The sequence below is a fragment of the Aeromonas sp. 84A genome, assembly GCF_051919345.1.
GTDB classification, from domain to species: domain Bacteria; phylum Pseudomonadota; class Gammaproteobacteria; order Enterobacterales; family Aeromonadaceae; genus Aeromonas; species Aeromonas veronii.
This window is the reverse complement of record NZ_JBQBEW010000001.1, coordinates 3,882,642-3,896,359: the sequence shown is the minus strand read 5'-3', so window position 1 is coordinate 3,896,359 and position 13,718 is coordinate 3,882,642. Positions and strand designations below refer to the sequence as shown.

The 13,718-nt window shown below is 60.0% G+C and carries 9 protein-coding genes; 4 read left to right on the top strand and 5 right to left on the bottom strand.

Going from position 1 to position 13,718, the window contains the following annotated elements; translation table 11 throughout:
• Positions 1-33: 33 nt before the first annotated feature.
• Together dnaE and accA are read left to right on the top strand one after the other, a co-directional pair.
• Positions 34-3,513, top strand: coding sequence for a DNA polymerase III subunit alpha (dnaE, locus tag ACTG20_RS17515; protein ID WP_164537521.1), 3,480 nt, complete (start codon positions 34-36; stop codon positions 3,511-3,513).
• 15 nt (positions 3,514-3,528) lie between these two features.
• On the top strand, positions 3,529-4,479 hold the full coding sequence (gene accA / locus ACTG20_RS17510; protein ID WP_194496540.1) for an acetyl-CoA carboxylase carboxyl transferase subunit alpha: 951 nt from the start codon (positions 3,529-3,531) through the stop codon (positions 4,477-4,479).
• A 281-nt stretch (positions 4,480-4,760) separates the two neighbouring features.
• Here accA and ACTG20_RS17505 read toward each other — a convergent pair whose 3' ends face one another.
• Entirely contained in the window at positions 4,761-4,943 is a 183-nt protein-coding gene (locus tag ACTG20_RS17505) for a DUF3545 family protein (RefSeq protein ID WP_005338547.1), read from the bottom strand.
• 160 nt (positions 4,944-5,103) lie between these two features.
• Positions 5,104-6,054: a transaldolase gene (tal, locus tag ACTG20_RS17500; RefSeq protein ID WP_019445226.1), complete on the bottom strand. Its 951-nt coding sequence runs from the start codon at positions 6,052-6,054 to the stop codon at positions 5,104-5,106.
• A gap of 701 nt (positions 6,055-6,755) precedes the next feature.
• On the opposite strand from tal, the gene ACTG20_RS17495 reads away from it, so the two are divergent.
• The gene (locus ACTG20_RS17495; protein ID WP_013724018.1) at positions 6,756-8,186 is read left to right on the top strand and encodes an alanine/glycine:cation symporter family protein; all 1,431 of its coding nucleotides are present in this window, start codon (positions 6,756-6,758) and stop codon (positions 8,184-8,186) included.
• A 63-nt stretch (positions 8,187-8,249) separates the two neighbouring features.
• Here the strand turns inward: ACTG20_RS17495 and ACTG20_RS17490 are convergent, their stop codons facing one another.
• From ACTG20_RS17490 to ACTG20_RS17480, 3 genes are read right to left on the bottom strand one after another with little or no spacing between them, the layout of a single operon-like run.
• Positions 8,250-10,265, bottom strand: a complete 2,016-nt coding sequence (locus tag ACTG20_RS17490; RefSeq protein ID WP_194496539.1) for a transglutaminase family protein — start codon at positions 10,263-10,265, stop codon at positions 8,250-8,252.
• Positions 10,252-11,247, bottom strand: a complete 996-nt coding sequence (locus ACTG20_RS17485; RefSeq protein ID WP_194496538.1) for a DUF58 domain-containing protein — start codon at positions 11,245-11,247, stop codon at positions 10,252-10,254. Before ACTG20_RS17485 ends, ACTG20_RS17490 begins: the two co-directional genes overlap by 14 nt.
• The gene (locus ACTG20_RS17480) at positions 11,247-12,176 is read right to left on the bottom strand and encodes an AAA family ATPase (RefSeq protein WP_376787915.1); all 930 of its coding nucleotides are present in this window, start codon (positions 12,174-12,176) and stop codon (positions 11,247-11,249) included. The genes ACTG20_RS17485 and ACTG20_RS17480 overlap by 1 nt, the downstream gene beginning before the upstream one ends.
• A gap of 356 nt (positions 12,177-12,532) precedes the next feature.
• On the opposite strand from ACTG20_RS17480, the gene ACTG20_RS17475 reads away from it, so the two are divergent.
• A complete protein-coding gene (locus tag ACTG20_RS17475) occupies positions 12,533-13,705 on the top strand; it encodes an MFS transporter (protein ID WP_194496537.1) in 1,173 nt (390 codons plus the stop codon).
• The last annotated feature ends 13 nt before the right edge of the window (positions 13,706-13,718 follow it).

Sequence of the window (13,718 nt, the reverse complement as noted above, 5' to 3'; positions counted from 1 at the left end):
GCCATTTAGTTTGAGCAGCGAGAGGAGATGACGATGGCTGAACCCCGTTTTATCCACCTGCGAGTCCACTCCGACTTCTCCATGGTCGATGGCCTGCAGAAGATCAACCCCATCGTCGGGGCGGCTGCGGCCAACAACATGCCGGCGCTGGCGCTGACCGATCAGATGAACATGTGCGGTCTGGTGCGCTTCTATGGCGCGGCCCACGGCAAGGGGATCAAGCCCATCGTCGGTGCCGACTTTTGGGTGCAGAGCGATGAGCTCGGCGACGAGCAGTTCCGTCTCACCCTGCTCGCCATGGATAACGACGGCTACCAGAACATCACCCTGCTTATTTCCCGCGGTTACCAGCGCGGCCACGTGCAGGGGCGTCCGGTTATCGACAAGAGCTGGCTCGCCGAGCATGCCAAGGGGGTGATCGTCCTCTCCGGCGGCCGCGAGGGGGATGTGGGCAAGTTCCTGCTCAAGGGCAACCGGCAGATGACCGAGCAGTGTGTCGCCTTCTATCAGACCCACTTCCCCGATGCCTACTACCTCGAACTGCTGCGTACCGGTCGACCCGACGAAGAGGTCTACCTGCACATGGCGGTGGCCATCGCCACCGAGTTCGAGCTGCCAGTGGTCGCCACCAACGAGGTGGTGTTCCTCAACGCCGATGACTTCGACGCCCACGAGATTCGGGTTGCCATCCACGATGGCTATACCCTGATGGACAAACGCCGTCCCCGTCGCTACAGCCCCCAGCAGTACCTGCGCAGTCAGGAGGAGATGGCGGAGCTGTTTGCCGATATCCCCGAAGCGCTGGAAAACACGGTGGAGATCGCCAAGCGCTGCAACGTGACGGTGCGTCTTGGCGAGTACTTCCTGCCCAACTTCCCGACCGGTGACATGACTACCGAAGATTTTCTGGTGGCCAAGTCGAAAGAGGGTCTGGAGGAGCGTCTCGAGTTTCTGTTCCCGGATCCGGCGGTGCGGGCCGAGCGCCGTCCCGAGTATGACGAGCGCCTCGATGTTGAGCTGAAAGTGATCAACCAGATGGGCTTCCCGGGTTACTTCCTCATCGTGATGGAGTTTATCCAGTGGTCCAAGGACAACGGCATTCCCGTTGGCCCGGGCCGGGGCTCGGGGGCGGGCTCTCTGGTGGCTTACGCCCTCAAGATCACCGACCTCGACCCGCTGGAATTTGACCTGCTGTTCGAACGTTTCCTGAACCCCGAGCGGGTATCCATGCCCGACTTCGACGTCGACTTCTGCATGGACCGACGCGACGAGGTGATCGAGCACGTCTCCGACATGTATGGCCGGGACGCGGTCTCCCAGATCATCACCTTCGGTAGCATGGCGGCCAAGGCAGTAGTGCGGGACGTGGGCCGGGTGCTGGGCCACGCTTACGGCTTTGTGGATCGTATCTCCAAGCTGATCCCGCCGGATCCGGGCATGACGCTTGCCAAGGCATTCGAGGCCGAGCCCAAGCTGCCCGAGCTCTACGAGCAGGATGAGGAGGTCAAAGACCTCATCGACATGGCTCGCCGCCTGGAAGGGGTGGTGCGCAACGCTGGTAAACACGCCGGTGGCGTGGTGATCGCACCCACCAAGATCACCGACTTTGCGCCGCTCTACTGCGATGATGAGGGCCATCACCCGGTCACCCAGTTTGACAAGAACGATGTGGAATACGCCGGTCTGGTGAAGTTCGACTTCCTGGGTCTACGCACTCTCACCATCATCGACTGGGCGCTCGGTATGATAAACCCGCGTCTTGCCAAAGAGGGCAAGCCGCCGGTCGATATCGCCGCCATCCCCATCGATGACAAGAAGTCGTTCGACCTGCTCCAGCGCTACGAGACCACGGCGGTATTCCAGCTCGAATCTCGCGGCATGAAGGATCTCATCAAGCGGCTGCGTCCCGACTGCTTCGAAGACATGATCGCACTGGTGGCCCTGTTCCGACCAGGCCCGCTCCAGTCAGGCATGGTGGATAACTTCATCGACCGCAAACACGGTAATGAAGCGATCTCCTATCCGGACGAGAAGTGGCAGCACGAGAGCCTGAAACCGATTCTGGAACCGACCTACGGCATCATCCTCTATCAGGAGCAGGTGATGCAGATCGCCCAGACCCTGGCGGGCTACACGCTCGGTGGCGCAGACATGCTGCGCCGGGCGATGGGTAAGAAAAAGCCCGAGGAGATGGCCAAGCAGCGGGCCGGTTTCGAGGAGGGCGCCGTCAAGAATGGCGTCGACGGCGAACTGGCGATGAAGATCTTCGATCTGGTGGAGAAGTTTGCGGGCTACGGCTTCAACAAATCCCACTCCGCCGCCTACGCGCTGGTCTCCTACCAGACCCTCTGGCTCAAGACCCACTTCCCGGCCGAGTTTATGGCGGCGGTGATGACCGCCGATATGGACAACACCGACAAGATCGTGACCCTGGTGGACGAGTGTCAGCGGATGGGGCTGACCGTGATCCCGCCGGATGTGAACACCGGTCGCTATCGCTTCTCGGTCAACGAAGATGGTCATATCGTCTACGGGATCGGGGCGGTGAAAGGGGTGGGTGAAGGCCCCATCGATGCGATCTTGAGCGCCCGGGATCAGGACGGCCCGTTCCGCGATCTGTTCGACTTCTGCAACCGGGTCGACATCAAGAAGCTCAACAAGCGGGTGATGGAGAAGCTGATCCTCTCCGGCGCCATGGATCGGCTCGGCCCCCACCGTGCCGCCCTGATGGCGACCCTGGAGGAGGCGATGCGTGCCGCCGAGCAGCACGCCAAGGCGCAGGCGGTGGGGCAGGTCGACATGTTCGGCGTGCTCACCGAAGAGATTGACGACGTCAAGAAGGCGTTTGCCAACGTGCCGCACTGGCCTGACAAGGTGTGGCTGGAAGGGGAGCGCGAGACCCTCGGACTCTATCTCACCGGCCACCCCATCAACCAGTACAGCAGCGAATTGCGTCGTTATACCTCGGGTCGCCTGTGCGATCTGCATCCCACCTCCCGCGATACCGTAACCACGGCGGCGGGGCTGGTGATTGCGGCCCGCAGCATGGTGACCAAGCGTGGCAACAAGATGGGGATCTTCACCCTGGACGACCGTTCCGGTCGCCTCGATGTGACCCTGTTCAGTGAAGCGCTGGAAAAATATGAAGAGTTGATGCAAAAAGACCGCATTTTGGTGGTTTCTGGACAGGTCAGCTTTGATGACTTCTCTGGTGGCCTTAAAATGTCGGCTCGAGAATTACTGGATATCAACGATGCGAGGGAGCGTTTTGCCAGAGCAATCCGCATCTCCCTCGATGAACAGCGGATTGATGATCGCTTTTTCCCGCGTTTGTGCGAGATTTTGGAGCCCGCCCGTGCCGGAGTCTGTCCGGTTCAGGTAAACTATCGTCGCCCCGGCTCCCGGGTGCGATTGACGCTCGGTACCGAGTGGCGGGTGACGCCCACCGATCAACTGATAGATGACTTGCGAGTCCTGCTTGGACGAGAGCGGGTTGAATTGGTTTTTGATTAGAGGTTCTAAGGCCCTATGAGTCTTTTTCTGGATTTTGAACAGCCGATTGCCGAGTTGCAGGCGCAGATTGATGAACTCAAACATGTGAGTGAAGGCAATCACGCCGTGGATCTGAAAGACGAGATCCGCCGGCTGGAGAAGAAAAACGAAGAGCTGACCAAGAAGATCTTCGGTGATCTGGGAGCCTGGCAGGTATCCCAGATGGCGCGTCATCCCCAGCGCCCCTACACCTTTGACTATATCGAGCATATCTTCACCGATTTCGACGAGTTGGCTGGCGATCGCGCCTATGCCGATGACAAGGCTATCGTCGGCGGCATCGCCCGTCTCGACGGTGAGCCGGTGATGGTGATTGGTCACCAGAAGGGTCGCGAGACCAAAGAGAAGATCAAGCGCAACTTCGGCATGCCGCGTCCGGAAGGGTACCGCAAGGCCCTGCGTCTGATGGAGATGGCCGAGCGCTTCAAGATGCCGATAATCACCTTTATCGACACCCCGGGCGCCTACCCCGGCGTCGGTGCCGAAGAGCGTGGCCAGTCCGAAGCGATTGCCCGCAATCTGAAGGTGATGGCCGGTCTGACTGTGCCGGTCGTCTGCACCGTGATCGGTGAGGGTGGCTCCGGTGGTGCGCTGGCAATCGGCGTTGGTGACCGCGTCAACATGCTGCAGTACTCTACCTACTCCGTCATCTCGCCGGAAGGGTGTGCCTCCATCCTGTGGAAGAGTGCTGACAAAGCTTCTGTGGCTGCCGAAGCGATGGGGATCACTGCCCAGCGTCTGAAAGAGCTCAAGCTGATCGACCACGTGATCGACGAGCCCCTCGGCGGTGCCCACCGCGATGTGGAGAAGATGGCCCAAAACCTCAAGGCTCGCATCAAGCAGGATTTGGACGCTCTGCGTCCGCTCGATACCGAGCAACTGCTGGAGCAACGCTACCAGCGTCTGCTGGGCTACGGTTACTGCTAAGCGCTGCCGTCACCCCCGAGTATTCAGGCCCCCGTCATCGACGGGGGTTTTTTATTGCTGATTACTTGTCTTGCGGTGATTGCCCCAATGCGCCCTGAAACGGCGCAGGTCTGCATTCGTGGGTGTGGGGCAGGGTTGCCACGCTGTTGGTGATGACTGTCATTAGCCTGCAGCATCCTTTGGCATCGCTAGCAGTGGCATGACAAGCCGCTTGCTCATTCGATTGCGGCAGAAAAAAGCGCCCCGACTGTGCGGAGCGCTTTTACAGGTGTCTGGCAGTATTACAGTTCGATCTCGTCTGTAAGACCTTCATAGGCGATATCGATGGATTGCAGCTCCTTCTGCAGGCGATGTTTGTCTTTCAACGCCTCGATTTCACGCCATTTACGTTTTTTTCCCGTTGTCCCGCGGCTACGCGAACCGAGTTCAACCACCTCGTCATAATCGAAGTTGAACATTTCCATGGCTCCCTCCTTGGTTTTTATCGTTTTCACCACCCGTATAACATAACGAATCTGAAATTAAAACGTTTTCGTGACGACTCTATGACAGCGCTAAAAAAGCCCATGAAAAAAAACCGGGCCCCTTGGTAGGGGCCCGGTTTTTATCAGAAAAAAGAACCGATTACAGGCGGCTTGCCAGCATGGTTTCCAGCTTGCCCTGGTCGATGGCAAACATGCGGATGCCTTCGCCCAGCTTCTCGTGAGCCATGGCATCCTGGTTCAGTTCCCAGCGGAATTCGGTTTCGGTCATCGGAGTCGGTTTGGCCTTGCGCTCACCGGTGTAGTCCAGTTTGCGTACCACGGCGCCTTCGGTTTTGCTCAGCTCTTCCAGCAGGGCCGGGCCGATGGTCAGGCGGTCGCAACCGGCCAGTTCCAGGATCTCGCCGGTGTTGCGGAAGCTGGCGCCCATCACCACGGTCGGGTAGTCGTGCTGCTTGTAGTAGTTGTAGATGGAGGTGACGGAGACCACGCCCGGATCTTCGCTGGCGGTGTAATCACGGCCATTTTTGGCCTTGTACCAGTCGAGGATACGACCCACGAACGGGGAGATCAGGAAGGCACCGGCTTCGGCACAGGCACGGGCCTGGGCGAAGGAGAACAGCAGGGTCAGGTTGCACTGGATACCCTCTTTCTCCAGTACTTCAGCGGCACGGATCCCTTCCCAGGTGGAGGCCAGCTTGATCAGAATGCGGTCGTTGCTGATACCCGCTTCGTTGTAAAGACGGATCAGCTTGCGGGCCTTGGCGATGCTGGCTTCGGTATCGAAGGAGAGACGGGCATCCACTTCGGTAGAGATACGGCCCGGAACGATCTTCAGCACTTCCAGACCGATGTTGACGGCCAGCTTGTCGCCCGCGTCGATGATTTGCTGTGCCTTGTCCTGGCTCTGGGCTTTGGCCCACTTGATGGCGTCTTCGATCAGCGGAGCGTACTCGGGGATCTCGGAGGCCTTCAGAACCAGAGAGGGGTTGGTGGTGGCATCGATGGGCTGATAGCGTTTGATGGCTTCGATATCACCGGTGTCGGCAACAACAGTGGTCAGGGCTTTCAGCTGGGTTAATTTATCGGCCATAGCGAATATCATCTCTTAATGAGGGAGTAATCCCTGGGTTGCGGGCTTGAGACGGTGGTTCTGAAATAAAATTACAGGATCTTGGTGCCTCAGGCTCAGAAAAGCGCGATGGGGGCGGCCCATCGTCATTGCCTGCCTAATTAATACTGATGTGGTGCATCCTGCAATAGGGGCGCTTGGTTGTTAAACATTCAGGCTGTTGAGTTATCCCGTTTTATGGCTTGAAACTATATGATTAGTAAGGTTTTTTACATTTCATTCCGACCTCCCTCCGGTTTGCTTTCAGTTGAACTTTTTTAGCCAATATCCATATTTGTGTCGTCGATCACATAAATTATCTCGCTACGTACTTGAAATTTAATTACAGCGAAAACGTTTGGCGAAATGTCTCCGTTTGAAAGCCATTTCATGCAAGCGTTTGCGTTTTCGGATAGCTCATCAGGGATATATCAAAAAGGTTCTCTTATGGGGCTTAATGGTGGCCTGTCTGATTGAATTATTGAGTTTGTTGAAAGTTTGCGATTTAAATGGAGCTTTATGGGCTTTTACCGTTCGTTTTTTGTGTCTCGCGTGACCGGGATCACTATTCCGGGCTCTCCCGCTGTGCTAGATTCCGCCCCTTTAGCGAAACGCTAATTAAACGACAGACAGAAAACGGTCAGCGCAGACTGGCCATGGATGTGAATAACAACGAGAGAATTATGGACACCTTGATTGCGATGCTAAACGACCTGATGTGGGGAGCCGTGCTCATCTACCTGCTCATCGGGGTCGGTATCTTTTTCACCTTCCGCCTGGGTTTTATCCAGATCCGTCACTTTGGCCACATGTTTTCCGTGCTGAAAAACAGCCGTAAATCGGACAACGCAGGCATCTCCTCCTTCCAGGCCCTCTGTACCAGCCTTGCCGCCCGTGTCGGCACCGGCAACCTGGCCGGTGTGGCTGTCGCCATCTATCTGGGTGGCCCCGGCGCCATCTTCTGGATGTGGCTGATTGCCTTTATCGGCATGGCGACCGCCTTCGTTGAAAGCACTCTGGCCCAGCTCTACAAGGTCAAGGATGAGGATGGCAACTACCGTGGTGGCCCGGCCTACTACATGGAGAAAGGCCTTGGCATGCGCTGGATGGGGGTGGTCTTCTCGCTCTGCCTGATCCTGGCATTTGGCCTGGTGTTCAACGCGGTGCAGGCCAACTCCATCAGTCTGGCGATGAAGGTGGCGTTTGGCATTCCTGACTGGGTCAGCGGTCTGGCGCTGGTGGCGCTCTCCGGCCTGATTATCTTCGGCGGCATTCGTGGCATCGCCCGTTTTGCCGAGCTGGTAGTGCCCTTTATGGCGCTGGCCTACATCCTGCTGGCGCTGGTGATCGTGGCGATGAACATCACCGAGTTGCCCCATGTGTTCATGCTGATCATCAAGTCCGCCTTCGGGATTGAGCAGGCAGGCTCGGGTGCGCTCGGTTATGCCATCTCCCAGGCGATGATCAACGGTATCAAGCGCGGTCTCTTCTCCAACGAAGCAGGGATGGGCTCTGCGCCCAACGCTGCGGCGACTGCAACTCCCTATCCGCCGCACCCGGCCTCCCAGGGTTATGTGCAGATGCTGGGGGTCTTTATGGACACTATCGTCATCTGCAGCTGTACCGCCGCCATCATCCTGATGTCCGGTCAGTTCGAGCCGGGTTCCGGGGTGACCGGTGTCGAGCTGACCCAGCGGGCGCTCTCCTCCCAGATTGGCAGCGGTGGCAACATCTTCATTGCGGCGGCCATATTCTTCTTCGCCTTCACCTCTATCGTGGCGAACTACTCCTATGCCGAGACCAATCTGGTGTTCCTCGAACACAACCACAAGGGCGGCCTGATGCTGTTCCGGGTGTTCGTGCTGGGGATGGTGATGTTCGGTGCCGTGGGTGAGTTGCCGATTGTGTGGGCGATGGCGGATGTCTCCATGGGACTGATGGCTATCGTCAACCTGGTGGCGATCCTGCTGCTCTCCAGCGTTGCCATCAAGCTGGCCAAGGATTACAACGACCAGCTCCGGCTGGGCAAGGTGCCCACCTTCGATGCCAACAAATACCCCGAGATCCGCTCCCAGCTGGAAGAGGGGATCTGGGACAATCCGACCAAAAAATAACAAGCGGTGAGTCAAACCTCTTGATTAAAACCTGAAGGGGGAGCCGGTGGCTCCCCTCTTCTTTTATGGCGCACTCGTTGGCTGTTGATCCCAGCGCTGGGCGAGCTGTCTGATACGCCGTCGTAACTGGCGCCAGCAGCGCCCTTGTTGCCGTTCGCTGAGGGGGGCATAACGCCAGAGTCGATAGAGCCACGCACTCTTTAGCAGGGCGTGGGCAAGGTCGGGACGCAGCCGTGCCAGCCGCTCGCACCATGCCCCCATGCTCTCGGCGGGCTGGGGTGGGTAGCCGCTGCGTTTACCCCGTTTGAGCAGGGGCTGCCAGATGCGCCGCTCTGGCGGCAGGCGGGCGGGCAACAGCAGGGGCAGGCTCACCAGCAGGGCGACTAGCATCAGGCTGGCGAGGATCAACCAGGGTGTATGTCCCGCCAGTGCAGGCCAGCGCAGGCCAATTTGCTGCCAGAGCTGGTCCGCATCGTAACCAATCACCCAGCGACTCCACTGGTAGTCGATATTGTTGCCCCACCAGCGTAGTTGATTGAGCAGGGCCCAGTTGCGATAACGCTGCAAAGCGAGCGGGTCGGCGGCGGTAAACTCGTCGCTCAGCGCCTCCCTCACACCACCTTCAATGCGCTCCGGCGCCACTGCAGCCGTGGGGTCGATTCGCCGCCATGTTCCTCCTTCATCGAGATACTCCACCCAGGCGTGAGCATCGAACTGGTGTACCGCCAGATAGTTGCCTCTGGGATTCCACTCGCCGCCGAGATAACCGGTGACCAGCCGTGCCGGAATACCGGCGGAGCGCAGCACGAAAGCGGTCGCCATGGCGTAGTGGCCGCAAAAGCCCTGCCTGGTATCGAACAGGAACTCATCCACCCCGTCACGGCCAAGCCGTGGCGGGGTCAGAGTGTAGTAATAGGATTGGCTGCGAAACTGCGCGAGCAGGGCGGCGACCAGCGCTGCGCGTTCTGGATAGCGTGCCGCAAGCTCTTGGCCATAGGCGCGCGCTCTCGGGTTGCCTCTGGCTGGCAGTTGCAGGTTGCGCTGGGCGGCTTGGTGGTCGTCCTCGATCTGTGCTTCGCCGCGGCCAATCCGATAGCGGATCGCCACCTCGCCGCTCCCCTGTCGATAGAGGGTGTCTAGAGGGGTTAGCAGCACCGGGCCCGCCAGCAGACGCGGTTCACTCAGGGCAAAGGCCCAGCGGTGGCGCTGGGGCTCGGCGATCACCTCGTAGCTCCCGGCGGGTAACGGACTATCTGCCAGTTGAGTGTTGGCCTGTGAAGAGGATGCCAGAAGGGTCAGCCCGGTCTGCACCGGCACTGTCCGTTGCCACGCCCTGACCTCGGGGCTCAGCAACCAGCGCTGGCCATCGAAAACTTCTTGGCGCATCACCGGAAAGTAGCGCTCGCGGACAGGGGGCGGGCCATCGGCAAAAGTGACCCGAAACGCCAGTTCCGAGGAGTTGACCAGTTCGCTGATATCGCCGGGGGCCAGCTCTTCCGAAAGCCCCGACAGGGCGCGGCTGGTGGTGGGCATCTGCCAGAGGGGGGGGAGCCTCGGCAGCAGCAAAAAAAGAGTGATAAGCAGGGGAAGCGCCAGCAGCAGAGCGCCGCCCGCACTGCGCCAAGGCCGTTTCTGCTCGGGGGCGATGGCGGCCACCAGCGCGGTCACTGCCAGCCAGAGTGCTACTGTCATTCCGGCCGTCCAGCCGATGCTCTGTCGCTGCACCAGCGCCAGCGCGATGAGAAAGAAGGCGAGCAGCAGCACCAGCTCGATATCCCGCTCGCGCCGAACCTCGATCATCTTGAGGCTATAGCCGAGCCAGAGCAGATTGATCAGGGCGGGCAGGGTGCCCAAGCCACGCCACTGTAGTCCCAGCAACAGCAAAGTGGTGATGGCCAGCAGCGCCAACCCGCGGGCAGGCAGGGGCGGCCAGCCGCGCCACAGCATCATGGCCCGGACGCCGAGGGTCATGGCGCCTACTGCCACCACCCAGAGCTGCAACTGGGGCCATAGCGCCGCGACCAGCAGCAGCTGTTGCAGGGCGATGAATGGCAGCAGGCGGCGGTTATCGAGCAGCATCTGGCGTGCTCTTCGGTGGTGTGGCATCGAATTGGGCCAGTACCAGCCGGCAGCGCTGCACAAAGGCGGCACCGCTATCGGGCCCCAGCGTCTGGTTTGCCAGTGTCAGGGTAAAGGGGATGCCCCGCTTGCCGTAATCGGCGCACCACCAGGCCAGCACCGCCAGCCGCAGCTCCAGATCCCCACCCGTGACTCGCTGCAAGGTGAGGTGAGTGTCATCCTGCTGAGGTTCATGAAACTGCTTGGTCAGCAGGCCGCGCCCCTGGGCAAGTTGCTTCCAGGCGACCCGGCTCAGTGGCTCACCGGCCTGATGTGTCCGCAGGGTATCAAAGTCACCGAGAGTGGCCGGAGCGGGCTGGCCCTGATTCCCCTCGCTTTCGGTCGCATGTTCCCCTCTTAGCGCCCCGAATGCCGGTTTGGGGGAAAGCCAGCCCTCCAGCTGCAAGTCCAGCAGGGACCAGCAGCGAAACAGACCGAGGGGGTAGCGGCTCTCGACCCGCAATCGGCCAAGGGGCAATGGCCCACGGCGCGAGCCCGATACCGGCAGGATCAAGGTGCGAGGCACAGCGTCGGCCTGTGTCAGCCAGAGGGTGCCTTCGTTGAGGCTAAAGTGAAGTGCCTGCACCGGGCGCGGGCTCTGCACCAAGATACGGATAGGCAGCTGGCTACCCGCTTCCCCCAGCACCAGCGGGCCACCCAGCAGCTCCAGCCCCAGCAGGTTGCGGTGGGTGAGCCACATGGCTGCCATAAACAGGCTGCCGAGGCAGTAGGCCAGCAGCAGTACCAGATTGTTCTGGTAGTTGGTGCCGAGCAGATAGATGGCGAGCAGCACCAGCAGATAGAGCAGCCCCATGCGGGTGGGGAGGATAAAGAGGCTGCGGGTACCCAGCGTGATCTGGCGGGCCGGGGGAATGCGGCGGTCGGGCCAGCGCCGCTGCCAGCGGGCTCGCCACTGCTGCCAACGGTTTAGCAATTTGCTCATCAGGGATTGTCCGGATCGACCCTGGCCAGCAGCCGCTGGCTAAGGGGACAGGCTTCGCCGTGCTGTACGCCAAAGCTGCCCCGCAGCCGATGCTCGGCCACATAGGGGAAGACTGCCTGCACATCCTCCACCGTGACAAAGCGCCGCCCGGCTACCAGTGCCCAGGCCCGGCTCACCGCCAGCAAGGTCTGGGCTGCTCGGGGGGAGAGGGGCTGTGGCAGATCCCCATCAAAGCGGCTCTGGTGCACCAGCGCCAGCAGGTAATCGAGGGTGGCATCGGAAACATGGATGGCATCCCCTTCGCTTTGCAAGGTGGCGAGTCCGGCAGCATCCAGCATGGCGGGTAATGGGCCGCTCGGCTGGTGGCCGCGCAGCAACTGGCGCTCCGCCTCTCGCGGCGGAAAACCCAGCGAGAGTCGCACGGCGAAGCGGTCGAGCTGGGATTCCGGCAGCGGATAGGTGCCCGCCTGATCCGCCGGATTCTGGGTGGCGATGACGAAAAATGGATCGGGGAGTGGGTGCGTGTGGCCCTCGATGCTCACCTTGCCCTCGGCCATCGCCTCCAGCAGGGCGCTCTGCACCTTGGGGCTGGCGCGGTTGATCTCGTCCGCCAGCAGCACCTGGGTAAAGATGGGGCCGGGGTGAAAGCGAAATGTTTGCTGTTGGGGGTCGAAGATCTGCAGCCCCAGCAGGTCGGCGGGGAGCAGATCGGCGGTGAACTGCATCCGCCTGCATGCCAGCCCCAGCACCTGTGCCAGCGCGTGGGCCAGGGTGGTTTTGCCCATACCGGGCAGATCTTCGATCAGCAGATGACCGCGCGCCAGCAGGGTCACCAGCGCGATTTTCAGCTGTAGCGGCTTGCCCAGAATGACTTGCTCCAGTGCCGCCAGCAGCCCGGCAATCTGCTCTTCTCTTTTCATTACCTTCATACACATTCCCTGTATTGCGTCGCACCTACAGCTTATACGCCCGCTAGGGCGAAGGCGGATAACAGACGGGCGGTAAAAGTGCAGCGCAGGGATGGCTATGAGCGGGAGGTGACGCGGTTTATTAGTGAGTCTGCTCGATTCAATATGGCCGTCCAGGCACGCAGCTCAATACAATATTTCCTGATTGGAATGTACCGAACGCCATCTCTTCACTAGGTGAGGGTGGTGTGCGCCCATATAGTTGCCCCATTGCGACGCACTGTGTTGCTACCTTTGTCACCACCTTGGCGCTGCCACTGTTCGCCTGTCGCTGTGATCTGGCAGGTATCAGCACGCCAATCTGTTATGGAGCATCCATGCCTGTTTTCCTGTTGTGCACTTTTCTGATGATCATTCTCTATCCGGTCGGGATCGATCTCTATCTGGTCGCCGTGTCCCAGATTGCCGATACCCTGCAGGCGAGCGAGGCGCAGATCCATACCGCCTTCTCCATCTATCTGTTTGGCATGGCGGCGACCGTGCTGCTGGGCGGAATGATTGCCGATCGCTACGGGCGGCGCTGGGTGGTGCTCGGGGGCGCCCTAATTTTTGTCCTTGCCTCGCTGGTGGCAGGCAGTGCAGAGGGGATCAGCCAGTTCTATTTCGGCCGTTTCTGGCAAGGAGTCGGGGCGGGGGCGCTCTATATCATGACCTTTACCGTGCTGCGGGACGTGCTGTGTCAGGAGCGGCTGGCGATGGCGCTCTCGATGATCAACGGGGTGATCTGCGTGATCCCGGTGCTGGCGCCGGTGCTCGGTTACCTCATCCTGTCCCATTTTGATTGGCGCGGGATCTTCGTGGCGATGGCGCTGGTGGCGGCCGTCAGCGGTCTGGTCAACCTGCTGCTGCTCAAGGAGACCCGCCCGGCGCGGCAACAGGGCAGTGGCACGGCGCTGCCTTTTGCCCTGCTGCGCTCGCCGCGCTTTATGCTGCTCTCCCTGCTGACCAGTGCCAGCGTGACCTCTATTTTGGTCTATGTCAGCGTCTCACCGCTGATCCTGATGAAGGAGTTCGGCTTCACCACCGAGCAGTACTCCATCGTGATGATGGTGATGGCCGGGGTGAGCATGTCCACCTCCTTTCTGATGCCCCTGCTGTTGCGCTGGCTTGGTAAGCACAAGGTGCTGGCGGTATCCCATCTGGCTTATCTGCTGGCTGCGTGTTTTCTACTCGGGTGCTGGCAGTTGGGGGGCAATATCCATCTGCTGTTACCGGGATTTGCGCTGGTCTGTGTCGGGTTCTCCTGTGGCTTCGGAGTGGCGATGGGGGAGGCGCTCGATGGTTGTCAACACAATGTGGCGTTCGCCAGCGCGGTGCTCTGCATCATGCAGATCAGCCTCTCCGGCCTCTATATCTGGCTGCTGGGCCAACTTGGCTTTGCCCCGACCGAGATGCTGATCTATGCCCTGATGCTGGCTCTGCTCAGTTACCTGGCTGTCAAAGGGCTGGTACCATGGCTCGCGCTTCGTGAAGCGCGGTCGCAGGGCTGATGGAAGATGAGAG